The following is a 21,911-nucleotide window of genomic DNA, read 5'->3' on the forward strand; positions in this document are numbered from 1 at the left end:
TACAAGGTAAGCTAAAAGGAGATACTTCAGAAAGGATGATGTTCATGCTCATGCACTTTCAGTTTAAGCCGCTATTTAAAAATCAAAATATTCCCGGCTGGAGTTTTTCCTTTTATTATAAGAAGCACAGATATACTGGAATCTATCATCAAACTGGAAAAATTGAATGGACTCTTGTTACTCCCGGACAAGATGAAATCGACTTGCTAACCACTCAGGTCCATGAACTAATGCTTTATCATGTTTATGATCATTAAACTTTTCTTTTACGAATGAAAATAAAACCTTTCCGCAAACTAAAGTAGTAAATCGGAAAGGGAGCGATAAGATGAAAAAAGATAAAGACACTGTAAGCGGAACAGATGTGGAATATGAAGGCCGAGATAAGGCTTATCTTGATATCGACCGAATGATAAATGAGGGAATGTCCGGCGGATCGGTTCATGCCCGTTATGATTCCTCCAATATTGAAGAAGCACGCGACCTTGTAGAAGAAGCACCGCCATATGAATGTGAATAATATCTCCGGCTGAACTGTTTTCGGTTCAGCCTTATTTAATGAACTGATATAATGAAATAAAGTTTTAAATTCGTTAGTGCGGGGAAATGACCGATGTTAAAAAAAATATTATCATTGTATGATGGCTCAGTTTTATTTTCTAAAAAACCTGAACACGCTTCAGAAAAATTTACTTTCTTTTTTGACAGGCAGGAAAATGAATGGATTGGTATACCCAAAGAGAGCATTACTGACCAAGAATTCACACTGCTAAAAACTCTTTATGAATCGATTGAATTTCCAGTTACCCCGTCAAGTACATTAGCCAAGGGATGGTATGAATTTTTATTTACAAATGGACAACCTCCATCCTATAATCCGGATACGCAAATCAGGCTAATCCATTTTCATTTTAAAGGAAATGGCCTCGACCAAAACGAGATGGAATCCGCTTTAAAAGGATTTTTTTCGGAAGAGGTTATCATTATTTGGGAAAATGAAAACAGCGGCATTGTGATTGAGGAAAAAAAAGAGATGTCTATGTCGGAGAAAGAATTATTAACGATGTCCGAAACGATTGAAAGTGACTTTTACCTTAAAACATACTTTTATATTGGAAAATTCACTCCTTTTGCGAAAGAACTTCCTTCGCAATTTTTACGGGAAAAAGAATACTTTACGTTCGCACAAAATCACCTGTCTGTAAGCAGCTTTTTTACCTTTCAACGAATTTTTCCAGCTTTTTTAACTGTTCAACTGCCTGATGATCTTCAAAAGATGGTTCATCAAGAGCTTTCCGGAGTATTTGAAGAAGACCGGGAAATGTTTATTACGATTAAAACCTTCCTGGAAAATAATTCAAATGCCAGTTTGACAGCAAAAAGATTGTATATTCACCGGAATACGCTTCAGTATCGAATTGATAAATTTATTGATAGAACAGGGATTCAATTAAAGGATTTTTACGGAGCCTTTACTGTGTTTCTAGCCTGTTTACTTTTTGAGTATCAGTCCAAATAGCATATTGCCCAAAAAAGCGTTTTCATTTCTTGTGCAACCTGTCTATACCGAATTTTCCGTATTCTTTGTAAACTTAGAATAGAAAATATCGTTTAGGGAGGCTGAACAAAATGGCTGAGTTAAAATTAGACCATATTTATAAAATTTATGATAATAAGGTAACAGCTGTTGAAGATTTTAATTTACATATTGATGATAAGGAGTTTATCGTTTTCGTAGGTCCATCCGGCTGCGGTAAATCAACAACCCTTCGAATGATTGCCGGATTGGAAGAAATTTCAAAAGGCGATTTTTTCATTGATGGTAAACGCGTGAATGATGTAGCTCCAAAAGATCGTGATATTGCGATGGTCTTCCAAAACTATGCATTGTATCCGCATATGACCGTTTATGATAATATGGCTTTTGGCTTGAAGCTTAGAAAATTTCCTAAAGATGAAATTGACCGCCGTGTAAAAGAAGCAGCTAAAATCCTTGGATTAGAGCCATATTTAACCCGTAAGCCTAAAGCACTCTCTGGTGGTCAACGTCAGCGTGTAGCATTAGGCCGTGCGATTGTTCGTGATGCAAAGGTGTTCTTAATGGACGAACCTTTATCCAATCTAGATGCCAAGCTTCGTGTTCAAATGCGTGCAGAAATTGCAAAGCTTCACCGCCGTCTAAACACAACAACAATTTACGTAACCCACGACCAAACCGAAGCAATGACAATGGCAACTCGACTTGTTGTCATGAAAGATGGCGTGATCCAACAGGTTGGTTCACCAAAAGAAGTTTATGAAAAACCAGAAAATGTTTTTGTTGGCGGCTTTATTGGGTCTCCTGCGATGAACTTCTTAAATGGTAAACTAGAAGATGGAAAATTTGTAATTGGCAAAAATTTAATTGCTGTTCCGGAAGGAAAAATGAAATTCCTTCGCGAACAAGGCTTTGTAGGAAAATCCATCATTCTAGGGGTTCGTCCGGAAGATATTCATGATGAACCGGTATTCATTGAAGCTTCTAGCGGTACAAAAATTTCCGCAAAAGTGGATGTAGCTGAATTAACAGGTGCAGAATTAATGGTTTATTCAACATTTGGTGAACAGGATTTCGTTGCCAGACTTGACTCGCGTGCAGATGTTAAACCTGGTGATACTGTTGATCTTGCATTTGATTTAAATAAAGCACATTTCTTCGATGTTGACAGTGAACTTCGTATTCGTCCAAACAGTGAAAAATAAATTTTTATTTATTAGCCCGTTCAATACGGGCTTATTCTTTTATGAATACAACTTTATCTTCCAAACATGATGGACACCGATAAAGGTGCGGACACTTATTCCCTGAATAGGTATCTGGATAACCATCTTCCATTTTCATTAAATCAATTTCCATATAGGGACTGTAATTATCATAAAAGTCCATCAACCTGCCATTTTCCAACATAGGATTCCCGCAATTCGTACATAGTAAGTATATATCCCGTAATCCATTACATACCGGGCATACAGACATGGCTCTCACCCTTTTAGTTTATAAGATGAATTTAGTTTGCTCGTTTTAAAAAACAAAACTAGTGGAATAAATTACCAATCAATCAACCGCATAAGCCTTTCATTTTTAAACATAATAGAGAATACAAAGCAACACAAACACCACAGAAACATTTCAACAATGGGTTAGGCCAAGGAGGCAATGGTTCAACCATTATGGTTCAATTCCATACTGACCCCAAATTTATTAAGAGGAGTGTTATTCAACTATGGCAGCTAACAACAACTCTAATCAACTTTTAGTACCAGGCGTTCAACAGGCACTTGATCAAATGAAGTATGAAATTGCTTCAGAGTTTGGCGTAAATCTTGGTGCAGATACTACTTCACGTGCAAATGGATCTGTTGGAGGAGAAATCACAAAACGTCTAGTTGCAATGGCAGAATCTCAACTTGGCGGCGGAGCATTTAATCGTTAATTCAAAGTAATTTTGGTAAATAAAAATAAATATTCTGGCTTAAGCCCCCTCTTTCCAGAGGGGGCTTTCAATTTAGTTAAACCATTTTTTCAGGATTAATCCATTCATCAAATTGCTCCGGTGAAACATAACCGGTTTTTTCGGCAGCTTCCTTAAGAGTTGTGTTCTCTTTAAATGCAAGTTTAGCGATTTCAGCTGCCTTTTCGTAGCCGATATGCGGATTTAATGCTGTAACGAGCATTAACGAATTTTCCACATGCTCTTTTATCAGCTGTAAATTGGCCTCAATTCCTATCGCGCAGTTTTCATTAAACGAGCGCATTCCGTCGGAAAGTAATGTTATGGACTGAATGAAATCAAAGATAATTATTGGTTTGAAAACATTTAATTCAAAATTCCCCTGACTTGCTGCGAAGCCGATGGCGGCATCATTCCCAAATATTTGGCAAGTGACCATTGTTAAGGCTTCACTTTGAGTAGGATTTACTTTACCTGGCATGATTGAACTCCCCGGCTCATTCGCAGGAATAGAAATTTCCCCTATCCCGCTTCTGGGGCCGCTGGCAAGCCATCTCACATCATTGGCAATCTTCATTAAATCGGCGGCAAGTGCTTTTAAAGCACCATGAACAAAGACAATTTCATCATGACTAGTTAGGGATTGGAATTTATTACTAGAAGGCCTAAATGGATGTCCGGTAAGCTCTGAAAGTTTTTCAGCCATTTTTGCGCCAAACTCCGGGTGCGCATTAATCCCGGTACCTACTGCGGTCCCGCCAATCGCAAGATCAAGTAAATAATTACAAGCATCGGCGATCATTTTTTCATTTTTTTCAAGCATTGCTCTCCAGCCGCTAATTTCCTGCCCCAGCGTTAAAGGGGTAGCATCCTGAAGATGAGTTCTCCCAATTTTCACTAATCCTTTAAAAGCATTTTCCTTTTCTTTTAGCGTGTTTTTAAGTTCCTTTAACGAAGGGATGAGGTACTCGATGATTTTTTTGTAAGCCGCAATATGCATCGCGGTTGGAAAGGTATCATTCGAACTTTGCGACATGTTTACATCATCATTTGGATGGATTTTCTCCATTTTTCCTTGGGAAGCGAGTCGTTCATTTGCCCGGTTCGCAATCACCTCATTTACATTCATATTGGTTTGTGTCCCGCTTCCTGTTTGCCAAACGGCCAGTGGAAAGTGCTCATCATAATTCCCGTTAAGGATTTCGTCGCAAACACTCTTGATGGCTTCCATTTTGGTTTCATTCAGCTTACCAAGCTCCTGGTTGACGATGGAGGCTGCTTTTTTTATGTAGGTTAAAGCATAAACCATTTCAAGTGGAATTTTTTCTTTTCCTATTTTAAAGTTTTCCTTACTGCGTTGTGTCTGTGCCCCCCAAAATTTGTCTACAGGCACTTGCACCTCTCCTAGTGTATCCTTTTCAATTCTGAAATTCTCCAAAAAACCCACCTCACATAATTTTTCCTCTACATATATATTCCCATTCTTATCCATTTTATTTATAAAAGTGTTTGGATTTGAGCAAGTTTCAAAATAAAAAACTGCAGACATTTTGTCTGCAGCCCTATGCTTTCACGATGGTATATATAATATAATAGGAAAGGATTAAAAAGCTTCCGATTGTAAGCACGACTGAATACTCAGACATCCCCATGCCCTCCTTTTAAAATATACATAATCAATTTTACATTACCACAGGAAACGAATTAGCCCTGTGACAAATATCAACATCTTATTAATAGGAAGTGAATTTTTTGTGAACATTTGTCTTTTAGGAGCAACTGGGAGAGTGGGCTCGATTATTTTAGAAAACGCCCTTTCCGATGAACACTATGTAAAAGCGCTTGTGAGAGATCAACATAAATTATCCGTTGCCGATACCAGACTCTCCATTATTGAGGGGAATGCGTTAGACGAGATAAAAATAGCAGAGGCGATGGAAGGAGCGGATGTAGTTGTTAGTGCTTTAAATACGGACGGTACAACCACGCTTTCCAATTCCATACCACTGATTATCCGTTCGATGAGAAGAGAGGGGATTAAACGAATTGTTACCATTGGTACAGCTGGGATTCTTCAGGCTCGTTCGGCACCGCATCTTTATCGTTTCCAATCAAAGGAATCAAAGCGAAAAACGATCCGTGATGCGGAGGAACATTTACGTGCTTATTTAATTTTGAAAGAATCGGGGCTTAATTGGACGATTGTCTGTCCTACATATTTGCCGATTGGAGAAAGAATGGGTGTTTACCGGTACGAAAAGGACATTCTACCGAATCACCCATCGTCGATTTCGGTATTTGATACAGGGGATTTTGCTTATCAGCAATTGTTTCGTGAGGAGTTTATCGGTTTTCGGGTGGGATTGACTTATTAAAACTTCGTTTTCCTGTTTATAGTAATAGTTAGTCTCTTTAAGAAAAGAATCTAATTGTAAGATTACACTTTTTTATAAATTTTCGGGTTTTATTTTTCGAATCTGAATCATTTATTTGTGAATTGATAAGTTTTATTTGCGAATCAAAAAAGCCATACTATATAGCGCAAAAAGGGGACCAATCAAAACGATTTTGTCCCCTTTCCAACTTATCCAGCAAGCCCCTTTCCGCCCTGCTGGAGCTGATACATTTGATAGTATTTTCCACCCAAGGCCATCAATTCTTCATGACAGCCTTGCTCAACAATCTTTCCCCTGTCTAATACAAGAATTTGATCTGCATTTCGAATCGTTGAGAGGCGATGAGCAATGATAAAGGTGGTTCTCCCTTTTTTCAGAACATCCATCGCTTTTTGAATTAAAGCTTCTGTTTCCGTATCAATACTGGATGTGGCTTCATCCAAAATCAAAATCGCCGGATTAAAGGCAAGCGCTCGGGCGAACGAAATTAACTGGCGCTGCCCGCTTGATAACGTGCTGCCTTTCTCAATAACAGGCTCATCATAGCCGTTTTCTAGATTTTTAAACACCTTTTCAGCCCCAACATCCTTGAGTGCCTTCTCCACTTTTTCCCTTGTAATGGACGGATCATCCAAGCTTACATTGGAGGCAATGGTTCCCGTAAACAAATACGGATCCTGTAAAACAATTCCCATATGATTTCGAATCGTTTGCCGCGAAATATTTTCAATATCCTTTCCATCAATTGTAATCTTCCCTTTTTTGCAATCATAAAAACGGAACAGCAAATTCATAATCGAGCTCTTCCCTGAACCTGTATGACCAACGAGCGCCACTGTTTCCCCCTGTTTCGCTTCAAAATTAATATTTTTCAGCACATATTCCCCTTCTTTATAACCGAAAGAAACGTGATCAAACTTGACGTTTCCTTTAAAGCGTGAGACCCGTTCCATGCTAACATTTTCTCCTCGTTCGTCCATGAGCTTAAATACCCGTTCACCGGCAACCAGTGCCTGCTCTAAATTCGCTAACTGATTTACAATCCCTTGGACAGGCTGGAACAGCCGATTCACATAGTCAACAAAGGCATACAGCATTCCAAGAGAGATGACTACAGAAGGGACGAGCGATTGCCCGCCAAAGTACCAAATAAACGCGACAAACACCAGATTACGCAAAATACCAACTAAGTTATGGGAAGTAAGAGAATTTAAACTTAACAATTTGTTTTGATATTTAAAATGTTCCCGGTTTAATTTTTCAAAATCCGCTTGTGTATTTTCTTCCCGATTAAACGCTTGAATAATACTCATGCCTTGTATCGATTCATTCACCATTGCATTAATATCACTGTTTCTCGAGCGGATGACCCGATTATATTTCGATGCATATTTCCGATATATCAACATCCAGGCATAAAGAATCGGCAATAACAGCAGACAAATTGCGGCAAGTTTTATATTTAGGATAAACAGGGCAATATAAATTCCTGTAATATAAATGACGCTTGTGAAAAAGGTCGCCAGTACTGTTACATAAAGCTCGCGGATCGCTTCTGTATCATTGGTAATACGGGCTACCACTTTTCCTGCAGGGAGGTTATCAAAATATTGAATCGGCAGCCGCTGAATATGGCCATATACATCCTCACGCATTTTTTGGATAATACGGTTGGCTGATTTTTGCAGGAAATATTTTTCACCGTATTGAAATAACGCCGACACCACCAATAAACCGAAATAAATGAAAATTAATTGGAAAATCCCAGGTATTTCCGGCTGATAAAAAGCAAGCAATTCAGGGCCTTTAAGTATTTCAGCCTTATATTCTTTCTTTTCATTACCTTTTTTTACAGTCAAGATTCCATTTTGAAAACTTCTTTTTCCGTCGAAATCAAGTTTTTGTTCAATAAATACAAATTTTGACCCTGCCTGGAGAATCCGGACATGCTTTCCTTTTTGTTCACCGTCCGCAAAATACTTTCCCCGTTTATAAAAATTCCCATGATAGTTTACGGCCATTTTGCCATTACTTGCTTCATACCAATCCGATTCAATTCCCAATATATGATGATCAATTATTTTTTTTGCGATGAACGGACCTGCTAAATCTGCTGCCACGGAAATGGTCAGCATCAAAAGTGCTGCGATGATGATCTTTTTATAAGATAATGCATATTGAATTAATCTTTTCCCCGTTGTCATGCTGACACCTCCTCTTCGGTCTTATTTTCAACCTGCTGGCGAACAAATTGTTCCCGATACCAGCCGGTTTCCTGCATGAGCTGTTCATGCGTCCCTTCCTCGACAATTTTGCCCTCATCAAGGACAATAATGAGATCCGCATGCTGGACAGCTGACATTCGATGGGTCGTTATAATCGTTGTTTTATCCTGCCTTACATTACGGATATTCTCAATAATTCCTTTCTCCGTTTTGGCATCTACCGCTGATAAAGAATCGTCTAGAATCAGAATTTCCGGGTTTTTAATCAAAGCTCTTGCAATCGAGATTCTTTGTTTCTGCCCTCCCGAAAGAGCAACCCCTTTTTCACCAACAAGTGTATCCAGTCCTTCCGGAAGCATTTGTAAATCCTTACGGAATGCAGCTAAATCAATTGACTTCTCCAAATCCACTTCATTTGCTTCTTTGTTGCCGAATAGAATATTTTCTTTTACACTTCTTGAAAATAGAACATGATCCTGTGGAACATACCCTATCCAATTGCGAACCTGAGATAAGCTCAATCCTTCTATAGGTGCCCCGGAAATAAATAAATTTCCTGTCCCAAGCGGGTATTGCCTTAATAGCTGTTTAATAAAAGTCGTTTTGCCACTGCCTGTTTTTCCGACAATGCCAAGTGTTTGGCCTTGAAGCAATTGAAGATTGATATTTTGCAAGTTATCATGTTTCGATGAAGGGTAACGGAAGTTCATTTGTTTAAAATGAAGTGAATCAACAGAAGAAACCTCGATTGGCTGGTGTGGATTCCCTACCTCTTCACGATAAGAAAGTGTTTCATGCACTCGGTCAAGTGATGCATTTCCCCTTTGCATCACGTTGATTAACTCACCAATGGCGAACATCGGCCAGATCAGCATTCCAAGATATACGTTAAAGGATACAAGCCCCCCCAATGTAATCGCCTGGTGGAACACTAAATAGGCACCATATCCGAGTCCAATCAAGTAGCTAATTCCAACAAGGATCTTAATAGTAGGATCAAATAACGAATCAATCTTTGCGACTTTAATATTTTTACTAAAAACATCTTCTGTTAATTGGTGGAATCTAGCCGCATCCGCTTTTTCCTGCACATAAGCACGGATGACCCTGACGCCGGCAACGGACTCAAGCACCCGGTCATTTAACTCGCCAAAGGAATCCTGGGCTTCCATAAAGCGGCTGTGAATTTTTTTTCCGTAAATCTTCATAAGCACCGCCATGATTGGCAAAGGAATAATCGCAGCCAATGTTAATTTCCAGCTAATAAAAATCCCCATTGTAAAGAGGAGTGTCAGCATCCAGGCACTTGAATCCACCAATGTAAGAATTCCAAAACCAGCTGTAATCGAAATGGCTTTTAAGTCGTTCGTGGCCCGTGCCATTAAATCTCCTGTTCGATTTTTCTCATAAAATGCCGGAGTCATTTTTAAGAGATGCCTCATAAACTTTGATCTTAGTTTTCTCTCTACTAGAAAAGCTCCACCAAACAATTGATATTGCCAAACATAAGTAATTCCATAGGAAGAAACCATTATTACCAATAGAATTCCTAAGTATTGAAAAATTTTATTTTTACTCATTTCGCCGAAATGAATATCATCGATTGCCATCCCAATTAATTTGGGCGGGAGAACATCCAAAATCCCCACAAATATTAAAAGGAAAATCGCAATTGTATATCTTTTCCAATTTTCTTTAAAAAACCAGCTTAATTTTTTCAAGACCGAAAACATTATATTTACTCCTCCTTTTGGTTGTTCAACTAACCGCCATCGAGCTCACCTTTGTAATCTGCAAGTCGAACTCCTCCAAATATCATCATCATCTGTTCCTCCTTGTTTTTTTATAAAAATGGCTGTGTTAAACTTGGCTGTTGATTTTCGCTCCAGGCACTTTGCGCACCTTAGGGCGGTCCGGGGAGCCTCCTCGTCGCTTGCGCTCCTGTGGGGTCTCCCCTGCCCCGTACTCCTGCAGGAGTCTGCGTGCCTTCCGCTCCAATCAACAGGTTTAAAAATCAACAATGTTATTTAACACAGCCATAAAAATAAAAAGAGGCATACTGCACGGCAGATGTGCAGTATGCCTCAAATTAAAAAACGAGACAAAAAAACACACATTACGCATCAGTAAAGAACGTAACCTGTGTTGTTCTAAAAAGTTCGATCAAAGGAATGGATCATTTAGAGAGCCTAATCGGACAGGTTACATTAAAATATTCATTTTTAATAAACATTTTATTCATTACGTTCATGTTCATTTTGTAACCCCCCTTTTCCTTTTTTTTCTTACTTTGTAAGATTATCACCAGTTTAGACGAATGTCAATTCCCATTTTTCAGAAAATTCCTATATAATCTCCTTAAAAACCCCAGCCCTGTCCCTGCCGGTTATTCCATTTCTTTTTCCACTTTTCCTTTTGTTTATTCCACTTCTCCTCCCACTTATTCACCTCATTATTAAACTGGTGGAAGAAGTTATTATCCTTTTGTTTCCTCTCTTCGATGTAGGAAGAGATATGCTGGACCTGAAAGTTTTCTACTGGCGCATTTTCAAGTGCATCATTCATCACTTCACGGAATACAATCGCCGCCCCCGTGCCGCTCGTAGTGGTTAAATAGTGATTTTCATCTGTTTTATCATATCCTACCCAAATGGCACCAACGAGTTGTGGGGTGTAGCCAACGAACCATTGATCCTTGACTCCAGAGATTCCTTTTATAGGTACTTGAGTAGAACCTGTTTTACCGGCTACTTCTCTTCCCGGAATTTGGGCACCCTGCCCAGATCCTTGCTCTACCACCCCCAAAAGCATGGTAGTCATATTATCTGTAACAGCTTTCGTTGTCACTCTTATCTTTTCTTCTTTCCACTGCCCGACAATTTTCCCATCGGCATCGACGATTTTATTAATGACATGTGTTCTTTCTCGAAAACCATTATTGGCAAAAACCATATACGCTTCCGCCATATCCATCGGCGATACGCCCCTTTCCAATCCTCCGAGTGCGATGGAAAGACTACGGTCACTTTTTTCCAACGGGATCCCGAATCTTTTCATCGATTCAATTCCCTTATTAATTCCTATTTCATTTAATAGCCAGACGGCAGGAACATTTTTCGAATCTTTAACCGCATCATACATCGGTACCTCTCCGGCATACTTGAAATCGTAATTCTTTGGTGCATAATCGCCGAACTTCATCGGCTCATCTTTTAACATATCGGTGACCTTCCAGCCTTCTTCAAGTGCCGGGGTATAAACAGAAATTGGCTTAATGGAAGAGCCGGGTTGTGCCTTTAATTGAGAAGCACGGTTATACCCTAGAAAAGTATGTTCCCCTCTTCCGCCGACAAGTGCCCGGATTCCTCCAGTCTTTGGATCGACCAGGACACCTCCGCTTTGCAGGAGAGGATCATGACCATTCGGAAATAAGGCATCATTTTGATAAGCATTTTCCATTGCCATTTGCATGGTTTGGTCAAGTTCAGTGTAAATTCGATACCCTTCCGTTAATAATTCATCCTGTGAAAGACCGTAATCGTTGTGAGCTTCTTCAAAAACCTGATCCACATAGTAAGGATATTTTCCCCTAAACGGATCCCCGCCTTTATCATTCAAAACAACTTTTTCTTTTTTTGCTTGGTCGAATTGCTGATTTGAGATATATCCCAGCTTTTTCATTTCATCCAAAACGAGGTCTCTTCTTTTTACTGCTTTTTCCATGTGTTCATAAGGATTTAATGCGGAAGGGGATCTGATTAAGCCTGCAAGTAAGGCAGACTCACTGAGGGTTAAATTTTTTACATCCTTTGCAAAATATTTAAGAGCTGCCTGTTTAATCCCCCACGCTCCGGCACCAAAATAAATTTTGTTTAAGTACATTTGCAGAATTTCCTGTTTGGTATATTTCCGCTCTATCTCCAATGCCAAGAAAACTTCCTCGATTTTTCGCTTAAAAGTCTTTTTCGAGGTAAGCAGCGTATTTTTCGTTAATTGTTGGGTGATGGTACTGCCGCCTTCTATCATCCTGCCTGCTTTTAGATCACGGATGAATGCTCTTAATGTACCAACAAAATCCACTCCGTGATGCTGATAGAATCGATGATCCTCTATGGCGATAACTGCGTTTTTCATTGATTCGGGAATTTGTTTGATGGATACACCTTCATTTTTATTGGCCGATACTTTACTTGCTATCTGATTATTTTGATCGTAAAAAATAGTTGCTTGTGGCAATTCATTCTTCAATCCCGATATATCAACATCCTTTGCATAAAAATGTAATACTCCCATAAAGCAAAGAACAATCGTAGAAACGGATAATACCGTCACTTGACTCATATGCCATCTTTTCCAATTTTTCCATATCTCGCGAATCGCTATTTTCATAAAAATCTCCTTAAAGTAAAAAAATACCGATTTAGGGCATCATTTTCTTTTTCCCTAATTTTAGTAAATTTACTCATAAAACAAAAAAAGACGGGAGAGCCCGTCTTAAAATTCAGCTTTATTCATTCATTTTTGTTAATTCTTTGAAACGCAGCCTTGAAAGTTTTTCATCAAAGCTGCTAAATATTCGATAATTCTTCGAATCCAATATTCGAAAATGCTTACTAAGAATATTTTGCTGAAGAATAAATCCATTTTTCATTGAAACCACCCGCCACCAGATACGGCCGCCAAGGGTTTTCATCTTTCGGTAATCAATTCCTTCACGAGCTACCGTCTCAAGGACTTCAAGTGGTTCATTCCCAAATAAAAATTGAACGGTTTCCGTTTCCCTAAATAGTGCGCAGATGGCTACGACTGTTGACCAGTTGGCAAGAACTCTGCCTTTTTCAATTTGAACCAGTGTTTTCTTGGACACACCAATTATTTCGGCCATTTTATCCTGAGTGTAACCCGCTTCTGTACGAATCAAACGGAGCTTATCAGAAACTAGTTTTATAATATCATCCCTGGTCACATGAAACCCTTCCTTCAGTGGATTCTAGTGCAATTTTACACAAGATTTATCACTTTTAAAAGTAAAAAACTGCTATCATTATTGGATAGCAGTTTTTTAGTAAGGTTCTTTTCGTAAACTTTGTTACTTTTGAACCTTAATAAGGGTCATTTACTAAATTTCTAGGCAGTTTTCGCAAATGTTCTTACGAAAAGATGCCACGAAGCATTTAGTTATATGGGTTGATGAACTTATACGAAAAACACAATCTATGCGAAAATAGCCTTTAGTAAAGTTATTTCATTTGCGGTGGGGTTACGCACCCGCTCGAGCAGGATTTTCGCAACTCGCATGCAGCGCATTTTCCCTTTTTCGATTTATTAATGAATTTGACCACTGCAATAGACGCATATCCAAATACTGCTACACCAATAATGATGCTAGCAACCATATTTTCCATCTCCTTTAAAGTTTATACCAGTCCGAATAATTTCCCGCCCTGATAAACAATTAAAGCTAACACATAAGCAATGATAAATGCATACACCATTGAAAAGACAGTCCACTTCTTCGAGCCTGTTTCCTTAAAAATTGTAGCAACAGTTGCCAAACATGGAATATACAATAAGATGAACACCATAAAGCTGTAAGCAGAAAGCGGCGTAAAATAATTGGTCAACAACCCTTGCAAGGTGGCTTTCTCAGGAACAAAATAGATTATATTCATCGTTGAGATAATTGCTTCTTTTGCAAGGAATCCTGTTATTAACGAGGCAGCCGCCTGCCATGTTCCAAATCCCAGCGGATGTAAAATCGGTGCTATTGCATTCCCAATGGCTGCTAAAAAGCTATGATCCATATCTACTTTTAAACCGCTTGGACCTGTGTACGATAAAAGCCAGATAAAAACAGATCCCCCAAAAATAAAGGTTCCTGCTTTCCGAACAAATCCCTTCCCTTTGTCCCAAGTACTTCTCCATAAGGATTGAAATTGAGGAAGACGATATGGTGGAAGCTCAATTACAAATAACGATGTTTCCGACTTGAATATCGTTGAAGAAAACAATTTAGCTAAAATTAATGCGACAACAATCCCAAGCACATAGAGACTAAGAACAATTAAGGCCTTATGTCCAACAAAGAAGCCGCCAACAAATAAAGCATATACAGGTAAGCGGGCGGAGCAGGACATTAATGGTGTCAGCAATATGGTTATCAGCCTCTCACGCGGGGTTTCAATGGTTCTTGCTGCCATGATTCCCGGTACATTACAGCCAAATCCAATCATCATTGGAATAAAAGCTTTACCATTTAAACCGACAGACTCCATAATCCTATCCATTACAAGGGCAACCCGCGCCATATACCCGGAGTCTTCTAACAATGATATAAAGAAAAATAGAATAAAAATTTGCGGGACGAACACTAGGACACCGCCCACACCGGCAACTAACCCTTGCAAAATTAAATCATGAATAAAAGCAGATGCATGCACAAGGTTCAAAGCTTTTTCAATTCCAACTGCAACCGGACCATTTATAAGAGCGTCCAGTCCATCTGATAATGGTGTACCAAGCCAATCAAACGTCAACATAAACATGAAGTACATTAACAGCAAAAAGATTGGCATTCCCAAAAAACGATTTGTAACAATCCCGTCGATTCTTTCTGAAAGTGGAACATGTGATTCATTTCTAATAACTGAATCTGCAATAATTTTCTCAATGACTTCTTTTCTTTTTAAATAAATATAGTTTGGAAGTGATTTAACATCATAATTTTGTACAATCTTTGATTCTACATTCGTAAAAATAGTCTCAATTCTTTGCTCATTGACTAGTTTTGCGAGATAGGTTTTGACGTACTCATTTCCTTCTAACCATTGCAATGCAAGCCACCTGGTGGAATGTTCCGTTTTACCTGATAGTTCAGCCCCCAGCTCCGAAATCGCTGTTTCAATTTCATTTCCGTAAAAAACCAGATTTTTTCGATTTGACTGAAAGGACTCTGTTCCAATCGCTTCAATCAGGCGATCGCAACCTTTTCCCGTTCTTGCTACAACCGGAACAACTGGTACTCCAAGAATTTCGGAAAGCTTTTGTACATCTATTTGGATCCCACGATTTTTTGCCACATCAATCATGTTTAAACCGATCAATGCCGGTTTTTCAAATTCAAGCAGTTGGAGCGTTAGATGTAAATTCCTTTCTAATTGAGAAGCATCTAAAATATTTAGTAAACGATCAACCGATTCCTTTAAAAAGAAAGAGGTAACAACTCCTTCATCTTTTGAAAGTGGATTTAAAGTATAAACACCAGGTAAATCTATTAATCTGCCGATATTATTTTTAAAAACCCCGACTTTTTTTTCAACCGTTACACCGCTCCAGTTCCCCACATACTCATAGGATCCTGTTAGGTTATTAAACAGTGATGTTTTCCCTGTATTCGGGTTACCGATAAGAGCGATTTCCATTATAATTTTTCCACTCCAATCTGATTGGCTTCCCTACGTCGTATACCAATACACTGACCGCAAGATTCAATCATAATTGGTCCGCCAAAAGGCATCACACACTTAACACAAATCTCAGAGCCCTCTGTAATACCCAAATCAAGCAAGCGTCTTTGAACAAGGTGACCGACATGTGATACATCAGTAATTTTTCCTTTTTCCCCTGCTTTTAACAATCCAAACATGTTTATCACCCTTTTTTATGTTAATTGAGAATGATTATCTTTATTATAAGGTTATTTTATCACTAAATGCAGTATTTCTGCATTAAAAAAATGTGACAAAAGTTCGAAAAAAATTTTCAATCATTTTCCACAAGGAATTTCCCCCTATTTCAGCGAATTAATTTGGTACTAAGACCATAGGGGGAAAGTTCCGCATGTTATCCGAAGTAAGGTCAGATTTACTCGCTTTTTTTGCAAAAAATAAAGATAATCTAATAGAAGAATGGGAAAAATTAATAATTATTTCGAATGGGGACCCCTATAAACTGAAAATCCGCACGAATGGGGAAGGTCTGTTCAATATAATTGTTAATATAAATAATTTGACCGAAGAGAAGCTTATCGAAATGATTCATAAGCTCGCCATCGAGGTCTCAGAGGAAAGAGTAAATGCAGATGTCAACATTGGAGATTTTGTCTACAATGTAAATCTTGGACGTTCAGTTTTATATAGTTATTTAGGAAAAACAGGCTTGGAATGGCCGGACCTGCAGGAATCTATCAATCAGATCAATTTTTGCTTTGATAAGTTTATCTATTTTGCCGCTTCTCACTATTCTGAAGCAAAAAATAAAATTATTGAAGAAAAGACTAGGTTTATTGATTCCACCCATCAGGACCGGTTGACCCTTCTTGGTCAAATGACATCCAGTTTTATTCACGAGTTTCGAAACCCGCTCACATCCATTCAAGGGTTCATTCAATTACTAAAGGCTGATTTTCCAAATATGCGTTATTTAGATATCATTTCCAGTGAGTTAGATCAGCTTAATTTTCGGATTTCACAATTCCTGCTTTTATCCAAAAAGGAGATTATCGGAAAGGATAAAGAATATTTTAAGCTTAATAAACTGATTGAGGGCGTACTCAATTTTCTTTATCCAAGTATCCTTGACAGCAAAGTCAAAATTAAAAATGATTTACAAGAGGATTTAACTCTTATTGGCTATTCGGATGAAATTCGGCAGGTTTTTATCAATATTATCTTTAATGCGATTGACGTCCTTAATCATCATCGGCATTCTCAGCCAACGATTTCCATCACCAGTTCAATCGAAGACCATCAATTTGTTACAGTTACCATTTCCAATAATGGACCAATGATTCCTGCAGAACTGCAAAAGACCATTTTCGAACCATTTTTTACTACCAAAACACTTGGAACTGGGCTCGGTCTTTTTGTTTGTAAGGAAATCATTGAGAAACATAAAGGCAGTCTATCCTGTTATTCCTCACCGGAAATTACAACTTTTTCGATTACTCTACCTATTGATATGGATAAATAAATTTTTTCTTAGAGATTGAAATCCCGGCTATTCCGGGATTTTTTGTTTGTCTAGCTCCAGCACTTGGCGGGGCTGCTCAAGGCGCTTACGCTTTTCTAATTACCCAATTCTTGACTCCTGCATATGATGTATAAAAAAACCAGGAGAAGAAGACATGTTTACTTTAAAGGTAGATCATGAAATTGAGCTTCAATTATTTCAGCCTCATCATGCGTTAAAACTTTTTCAGCTGGTGGAAGAAAACCGGGAACATTTAAGAGAATGGCTGCCATGGGTGGACAGCATGACATCTCCTTTTCAATTCGAACAAATCATCCCCATCTGGCTCCAACAATTTGCCGAAAATAATGGTCTGTATGCCGGAATTCTTTATAAGGGGGAACTTGTCGGTTCAATTGGCTTGCAGCAAATTGATTGGCATAACCGCTTTACAAGTATTGGATATTATCTGGCGAAACATGCAGAAGGATATGGAATTATGACACGGTCCGTCCGGACGATGTTAAATTATGCTTTTTTTCAATTAAGCTTAAATCGTGTAGAAATCCGCTGCGGGATAAAAAACCTAAAAAGCCGCGCCATTCCTGAAAAATTGGGTTTTGTTAAAGAAGGTATTATCAGGGATGGAGAACAATTATACGGACGTTTCCATGATCTCTTTATCTATAGTAAGCTTGCGAGAGAATGGGCGGGTTAAACAAGCGGAAGCTTACGAAGCTTTCGCTTGCTTTATACTATAAGAATAAATAAATTGCTTCGAGAATTGTCCAGCGCAAGCGGCTAGGCTTGTTCTATGCCTGAGTCTGACCAAGGCGCTTCCGCTTTTCTAAACTATTTGCCCTCATATCTTTTTTTTGAAATAATATAGATAAGGTTTCTTAAAGGATGTCAAGTAGAAAAGATCATTAGAGGATATAATGTATACAAAGAGTAATTTTTAAGTGAGGTGGCTGCCTTACCACATGTAAGGTGTTCAATGGTTTGGATGAATATAGTGATTATTGCAATACTCATTGCGTTTACGGCATTTTTTGTTTCCTCAGAATTCGCAATGATTAATGTACGTACAACAAGAATTGATCAATTAATATCAGAGGGTAAAAAAGAGGCACAATTGGCCAAAAAAGTGATTACCAATTTAGATGGGTACTTATCCGCAACCCAGGTGGGCATTACCATCACATCATTAATCCTGGGCTGGCTGGGGGAACCTACCGTTCGAAAAATTTTGGAACCCGTTTTCAATAGTAGTCAACTGCCTTCTTCCCTAATACAAGTTCTTTCATTTATCATAGCCTTTTTAATTATTACTTTTTTTAATGTAGTCATTGGAGAATTAGCGCCAAAAACGATTGCGATTCAGAAATCAGAAGAAATTATTTTACTTTTTTCCCCTCTGCTTATTTGGTTTTATCGGCTGATGTATCCTTTTATTTGGATCCTTAATCGTTCTTCACGATTAGTAAGCGGACTCTTTGGTATAAAACCTGTATCAGGGAATGACATGGTTCTTTCGGAAGAGGAGTTACGGATGATTCTTTCGCAGAGCTATGAAAGCGGCGAAATCAATCAGTCAGAATACCGTTATGTGAATAAAATTTTTGAATTTGACAATCGGATTGCAAAAGAAATCATGGTTCCGCGAACAGAAATAGTCGCATTGTCCAAGGATGCAACCATGGAAGAGATTATTGAGACCGTTAAGGAAGAAAAGTACACTCGTTACCCTATCATCGACGGGGACAAAGATAATATATACGGGATTGTAAATATTAAGGAAGTCTTGACGGATTGCATTCAACAAAAATGCCTTGAAAAAGAACCATTAATGACTTATTTAAAACCAGTGATTCATGTTATTGAAACCATTCCCATTCAGGAATTACTGGTGAAACTGCAAAAAAATCAATCCCATATGGCCATTTTATCGGACGAGTATGGAGGAACGGCAGGAATTGTAACGGTTGAAGACATCCTTGAAGAAATTGTTGGTGAGATTCGCGATGAATTTGATATTGATGAACTTCCATTAATCCAGAAAAAAGGCGACGATCATTATATTTTAGACGGAAAAGTCCTTATAGAGGAAGTAAATGATTTATTAGGAACAGCACTTGAAGAGGAAGATGTTGATACCATTGGAGGCTGGTTTTTAACGCAAAAGTTTGATGTACATAAAGGGGATTCACTTGAAAGGGATGGATACCTTTTCGAAATAACAGAAATCGAGGGTCATCATATCCTGTATATTAATGTAACCAATACCAAAACGCCTTCTGAATAAGAAGGCGTTAGCTCCAATTAAATTATTCGAATATTTCAATTTTACTGTTCATATATTTAACGATTTACCATAAAATAATATTATCAACCAGTTGCATAACCGAAACGTTTGACTGTACAGTTTAATTTCTTTATAATTATTGTTAATTTTATTGATGATTGAGGTGGTATGATGGGGCTGTCTATCGTATCGGTGAATTAGCAGAAAGAGCGAATGTTTCCAAAAGGACCATTGACTATTATACTTCGATTGGACTTTTAAATGCGAAACGTTCTAAATCCAATTACCGTATATACACCGAAGAGTCATTAAGGGACTTACAATTTATCGAGGAATGTAAGAGTTTACATTATCCATTAGACGAGATTAGAAGAAAGCTAGATATTAAGAAAGAGAAAATTATTGATTCTGAAGTTGATAAATACGTAAAATCGATTACACAGCAAATGAAACAGCTTCACAATGATTTATTCGACCTTCTTCCACTCTTGGAAAAATTGGATGACAGGCAAAGAGAAAAATTAACCAATAATCTTAGTTTATTAAGAACTGCGTTATTAAAATCTCTTTTGAATGTATCAAATTAACTTTTGTATAAAATTGGGAGGTGACTCCTTACTCGTCTAAATGCGAGATAAGGAAACTTATTTGGACATATTTAACTTGGTTATTATAGCCATTTTAATTGCTTTGACGGCATTTTTTGTTGCTTCTGAATTTGCAATTGTTAAAATTCGTAGCACAAGAATTGATCAATTGATTGATGAAGGTAATTCCAGGGCAATTTCAGCCAAAAAGGTTATATCCAATCTCGATGAATATCTATCTGCATGCCAATTGGGTATTACTATCACTGCTCTAGGTCTAGGTTGGCTCGGGGAATCAACATTGGAAAGACTTCTCCGCCCGTTATTTCTGGCTTTGCATATTCCTCAGAGCGTCACCCATGTGCTGGCGATTGGTATCGCCTTTGCAGCCATCACCTTTTTGCATGTAGTAATCGGAGAACTTGCACCGAAAACTTTAGCCATCCAAAAAGCAGAAATGATTACGCTGGTTACATCACGTCCGCTTATCCTGTTTTATAAGGTGATGTTCCCCGTCATTTGGGCATTAAATGGATCTGCTCGAGTTACAGCAAGCCTTTTTGGTTTAAAGCCTGTCTCTGAAAATGAGATAGCTCATACAGAGGAAGAACTTCGAATTATCTTATCAGAAAGCTACAAAAGTGGTGAAATTAACCAATCTGAGTTTAAGTATGTAAATAAAATTTTTGAATTTGACAATCGGATTGCTAAAGAAATTATGGTTCCTAGGACTGAAATCGTATCTCTGTCCAAAGACGATACACTAGAAACCTTTCTTAAGGTTTTACGGGAAGAAAAATTCACCAGGTATCCGATTATCGATGGGGATAAAGATCATATTATTGGGCTAGTGAATATCAAAGAAATGACAACGGATTTGATTGGGAACGAAACACCTGCCACCCAAACATTAGAACATTTTATCCGCCCGATTATTCGAGTGATTGAGACGATTCCTATTCATGATTTGCTTGTTAAAATGCAGAAGGACCGGATGCATATGGCCATTTTAATGGATGAATATGGCGGAACCTCAGGACTTGTAACTGTTGAAGATATTCTTGAAGAAATTGTCGGTGAAATTCGGGACGAAACGGATATGGATGAAATTCCGATGATCCGCAAAATTCATGAGAATCATTATATAATAGATTCTAAGGTTTTAGTCAGTGAGGTTAATGACTTGCTGGGCGTAGAAATTGAGGATGAAGATGTTGATACGATCGGCGGTTGGATTCTCACTGAAAACTATGACGCAAAAGAGGGCGACATCGTCCACTATGAACCATATACCTTTAAAATCCTCGATATGGAAGAACATCATATCAAATATGTTGAAGTAACAAAAAAGGTGAATGATAAGGAACAGAACATTCAAAATATCGCTTTATCCAAATCAGAAGTATTATCGTAAGAAAAGCGGAAGCAACCTAGGAAAAAAGCAGTTCATTTTTTCCCTCGAGGGGCTAGGCGCTGTACCTGGACAATTCTCGAAGTCGATTTCTTATATAAAATGTAAGCAAGCAGACCAATAAAAAAATTGGTCTGTTTTTTTATAAATGTGCGTTTTAATTATACCGCTTGTCCACCTTAAACATACTCTATTATTAAGGAGGGGATTAAAATGAAAGATTTAGCAATTCTATTTTTAGTTTCTATTATAGCTGGTTACGCACTAGTTCATCTACCGGCAGTTTCATTCTTGGCAGGCCTTGCACCTTTATTCCATATTATTGGAGCACTTGCTATGTTGGTATTTGCACTCGCCATTCTATATTTAGGTGCAAAAGCGTTATTCAAAAAAATATAACCGCATGTACAAAAAGCAATGAAAAAGATCAGATTTCTAATCTGATCTTTTTCATGAGATAAGAAAGTATAAAATTCGGCTTCGAGAATTGTCCAGCGCAAGCGTCCTGCCCCTCGAGGTCACAAGCCAATCCGTCCAAAAGGTTAAA

At 38.1% G+C, this 21,911-nt stretch carries 20 protein-coding genes; 12 read left to right on the forward strand and 8 right to left on the reverse strand.

The features are described from left to right. Window positions 1–44 precede the first annotated feature (44 nt). From BIV60_RS16445 to BIV60_RS16470, 5 genes are all read left to right on the forward strand, one after another. Window positions 45–257 carry a YheE family protein gene (locus BIV60_RS16445; protein ID WP_071356812.1) on the forward strand — a complete coding sequence of 71 codons (213 nt, stop codon included), beginning with the start codon at window positions 45–47 and terminating at the stop codon, window positions 255–257. A gap of 71 nt (window positions 258–328) precedes the next feature. Further along, the gene (locus tag BIV60_RS16450) at window positions 329–520 is read left to right on the forward strand and encodes a hypothetical protein (protein WP_071356793.1); all 192 of its coding nucleotides are present in this window, start codon (window positions 329–331) and stop codon (window positions 518–520) included. A 93-nt stretch (window positions 521–613) separates the two neighbouring features. Next, the gene (locus tag BIV60_RS16455; RefSeq protein ID WP_071356794.1) at window positions 614–1,519 is read left to right on the forward strand and encodes a PucR family transcriptional regulator; all 906 of its coding nucleotides are present in this window, start codon (window positions 614–616) and stop codon (window positions 1,517–1,519) included. 110 nt (window positions 1,520–1,629) lie between these two features. Beyond that, entirely contained in the window at window positions 1,630–2,742 is a 1,113-nt protein-coding gene (locus tag BIV60_RS16460; protein ID WP_071356795.1) for an ABC transporter ATP-binding protein, read from the forward strand. Window positions 2,743–3,263: 521 nt separating this feature from the next. Then, window positions 3,264–3,473, forward strand: coding sequence for an alpha/beta-type small acid-soluble spore protein (locus tag BIV60_RS16470; protein WP_071356797.1), 210 nt, complete (start codon window positions 3,264–3,266; stop codon window positions 3,471–3,473). A 76-nt stretch (window positions 3,474–3,549) separates the two neighbouring features. On the opposite strand, the gene fumC is transcribed toward BIV60_RS16470, so the two are convergent. After that, window positions 3,550–4,929 (reverse strand): class II fumarate hydratase, encoded by a 1,380-nt coding sequence (gene fumC, locus BIV60_RS16475; protein WP_071356813.1) that lies wholly within the window; start codon window positions 4,927–4,929, stop codon window positions 3,550–3,552. Between the two features lie 316 nt (window positions 4,930–5,245). Between fumC and BIV60_RS16480 the strand changes: the two genes are divergently transcribed. Continuing rightward, a complete protein-coding gene (locus tag BIV60_RS16480; RefSeq protein WP_071356798.1) occupies window positions 5,246–5,866 on the forward strand; it encodes an NAD(P)-dependent oxidoreductase in 621 nt (206 codons plus the stop codon). A 209-nt stretch (window positions 5,867–6,075) separates the two neighbouring features. Here BIV60_RS16480 and BIV60_RS16485 read toward each other — a convergent pair whose 3' ends face one another. From BIV60_RS16485 to BIV60_RS16515, 7 genes are all read right to left on the reverse strand, one after another. Beyond that, window positions 6,076–8,091 carry an ABC transporter ATP-binding protein gene (locus BIV60_RS16485; RefSeq protein WP_071356799.1) on the reverse strand — a complete coding sequence of 672 codons (2,016 nt, stop codon included), beginning with the start codon at window positions 8,089–8,091 and terminating at the stop codon, window positions 6,076–6,078. Further along, window positions 8,088–9,845, reverse strand: coding sequence for an ABC transporter ATP-binding protein (locus BIV60_RS16490; protein WP_071356800.1), 1,758 nt, complete (start codon window positions 9,843–9,845; stop codon window positions 8,088–8,090). The genes BIV60_RS16485 and BIV60_RS16490 overlap by 4 nt, the downstream gene beginning before the upstream one ends. A gap of 625 nt (window positions 9,846–10,470) precedes the next feature. Further along, complete coding sequence (locus BIV60_RS16495; protein ID WP_071356801.1) at window positions 10,471–12,501, reverse strand: transglycosylase domain-containing protein; 2,031 nt, start codon at window positions 12,499–12,501, stop codon at window positions 10,471–10,473. Between the two features lie 118 nt (window positions 12,502–12,619). Next, window positions 12,620–13,078, reverse strand: a complete 459-nt coding sequence (locus tag BIV60_RS16500; RefSeq protein ID WP_071356802.1) for a helix-turn-helix transcriptional regulator — start codon at window positions 13,076–13,078, stop codon at window positions 12,620–12,622. 274 nt (window positions 13,079–13,352) lie between these two features. After that, complete coding sequence (locus BIV60_RS16505) at window positions 13,353–13,508, reverse strand: FeoB-associated Cys-rich membrane protein (RefSeq protein ID WP_071356803.1); 156 nt, start codon at window positions 13,506–13,508, stop codon at window positions 13,353–13,355. Window positions 13,509–13,529: 21 nt separating this feature from the next. Further along, window positions 13,530–15,533, reverse strand: coding sequence for a ferrous iron transport protein B (gene feoB / locus BIV60_RS16510; protein WP_071356804.1), 2,004 nt, complete (start codon window positions 15,531–15,533; stop codon window positions 13,530–13,532). Continuing rightward, window positions 15,533–15,757, reverse strand: coding sequence for a FeoA family protein (locus BIV60_RS16515; RefSeq protein ID WP_071356805.1), 225 nt, complete (start codon window positions 15,755–15,757; stop codon window positions 15,533–15,535). Before BIV60_RS16515 ends, feoB begins: the two co-directional genes overlap by 1 nt. 194 nt (window positions 15,758–15,951) lie before the next feature. Here BIV60_RS16515 and BIV60_RS16520 point away from each other — a divergent pair, with 194 nt between their 5' ends. The 6 genes from BIV60_RS16520 to BIV60_RS16545 all read left to right on the forward strand — a co-directional run bounded on the left by BIV60_RS16520 (window position 15,952) and on the right by BIV60_RS16545 (window position 21,763). Then, entirely contained in the window at window positions 15,952–17,082 is a 1,131-nt protein-coding gene (locus BIV60_RS16520) for a histidine kinase N-terminal domain-containing protein (RefSeq protein WP_071356806.1), read from the forward strand. 154 nt (window positions 17,083–17,236) lie between these two features. Continuing rightward, on the forward strand, window positions 17,237–17,779 hold the full coding sequence (locus tag BIV60_RS16525) for a GNAT family N-acetyltransferase (protein ID WP_071356807.1): 543 nt from the start codon (window positions 17,237–17,239) through the stop codon (window positions 17,777–17,779). 279 nt (window positions 17,780–18,058) lie between these two features. Next, on the forward strand, window positions 18,059–19,366 hold the full coding sequence (locus BIV60_RS16530) for a hemolysin family protein (RefSeq protein ID WP_071356808.1): 1,308 nt from the start codon (window positions 18,059–18,061) through the stop codon (window positions 19,364–19,366). A gap of 158 nt (window positions 19,367–19,524) precedes the next feature. Beyond that, the gene (locus BIV60_RS16535; RefSeq protein WP_071356809.1) at window positions 19,525–19,953 is read left to right on the forward strand and encodes a MerR family transcriptional regulator; all 429 of its coding nucleotides are present in this window, start codon (window positions 19,525–19,527) and stop codon (window positions 19,951–19,953) included. Window positions 19,954–20,014: 61 nt separating this feature from the next. Beyond that, the gene (locus BIV60_RS16540) at window positions 20,015–21,367 is read left to right on the forward strand and encodes a hemolysin family protein (protein ID WP_071356814.1); all 1,353 of its coding nucleotides are present in this window, start codon (window positions 20,015–20,017) and stop codon (window positions 21,365–21,367) included. A gap of 210 nt (window positions 21,368–21,577) precedes the next feature. Further along, window positions 21,578–21,763 (forward strand): hypothetical protein, encoded by a 186-nt coding sequence (locus tag BIV60_RS16545; RefSeq protein ID WP_071356810.1) that lies wholly within the window; start codon window positions 21,578–21,580, stop codon window positions 21,761–21,763. The last annotated feature ends 148 nt before the right edge of the window (window positions 21,764–21,911 follow it).

Source organism: Bacillus sp. MUM 116, from assembly GCF_001866655.1.
GTDB lineage: Bacteria > Bacillota > Bacilli > Bacillales > Cytobacillaceae > Neobacillus.

Coding starts and splice junctions, on each gene's coding strand:
- BIV60_RS16445 (WP_071356812.1), top strand. CDS start 45: ATGCTCATGCACTTTCAGTTTAAGCCGCTATTTAAAAATCAAAATATT.
- BIV60_RS16450 (WP_071356793.1), top strand. CDS start 329: ATGAAAAAAGATAAAGACACTGTAAGCGGAACAGATGTGGAATATGAA.
- BIV60_RS16455 (WP_071356794.1), top strand. CDS start 614: ATGTTAAAAAAAATATTATCATTGTATGATGGCTCAGTTTTATTTTCT.
- BIV60_RS16460 (WP_071356795.1), top strand. CDS start 1,630: ATGGCTGAGTTAAAATTAGACCATATTTATAAAATTTATGATAATAAG.
- BIV60_RS16470 (WP_071356797.1), top strand. CDS start 3,264: ATGGCAGCTAACAACAACTCTAATCAACTTTTAGTACCAGGCGTTCAA.
- BIV60_RS16485 (WP_071356799.1), bottom strand. CDS start 8,091: ATGACAACGGGGAAAAGATTAATTCAATATGCATTATCTTATAAAAAG.
- BIV60_RS16490 (WP_071356800.1), bottom strand. CDS start 9,845: ATGTTTTCGGTCTTGAAAAAATTAAGCTGGTTTTTTAAAGAAAATTGG.
- BIV60_RS16495 (WP_071356801.1), bottom strand. CDS start 12,501: ATGAAAATAGCGATTCGCGAGATATGGAAAAATTGGAAAAGATGGCAT.
- BIV60_RS16505 (WP_071356803.1), bottom strand. CDS start 13,508: ATGGTTGCTAGCATCATTATTGGTGTAGCAGTATTTGGATATGCGTCT.
- feoB (WP_071356804.1), bottom strand. CDS start 15,533: ATGGAAATCGCTCTTATCGGTAACCCGAATACAGGGAAAACATCACTG.
- BIV60_RS16515 (WP_071356805.1), bottom strand. CDS start 15,757: ATGTTTGGATTGTTAAAAGCAGGGGAAAAAGGAAAAATTACTGATGTA.
- BIV60_RS16520 (WP_071356806.1), top strand. CDS start 15,952: ATGTTATCCGAAGTAAGGTCAGATTTACTCGCTTTTTTTGCAAAAAAT.
- BIV60_RS16525 (WP_071356807.1), top strand. CDS start 17,237: ATGTTTACTTTAAAGGTAGATCATGAAATTGAGCTTCAATTATTTCAG.
- BIV60_RS16530 (WP_071356808.1), top strand. CDS start 18,059: ATGGTTTGGATGAATATAGTGATTATTGCAATACTCATTGCGTTTACG.
- BIV60_RS16545 (WP_071356810.1), top strand. CDS start 21,578: ATGAAAGATTTAGCAATTCTATTTTTAGTTTCTATTATAGCTGGTTAC.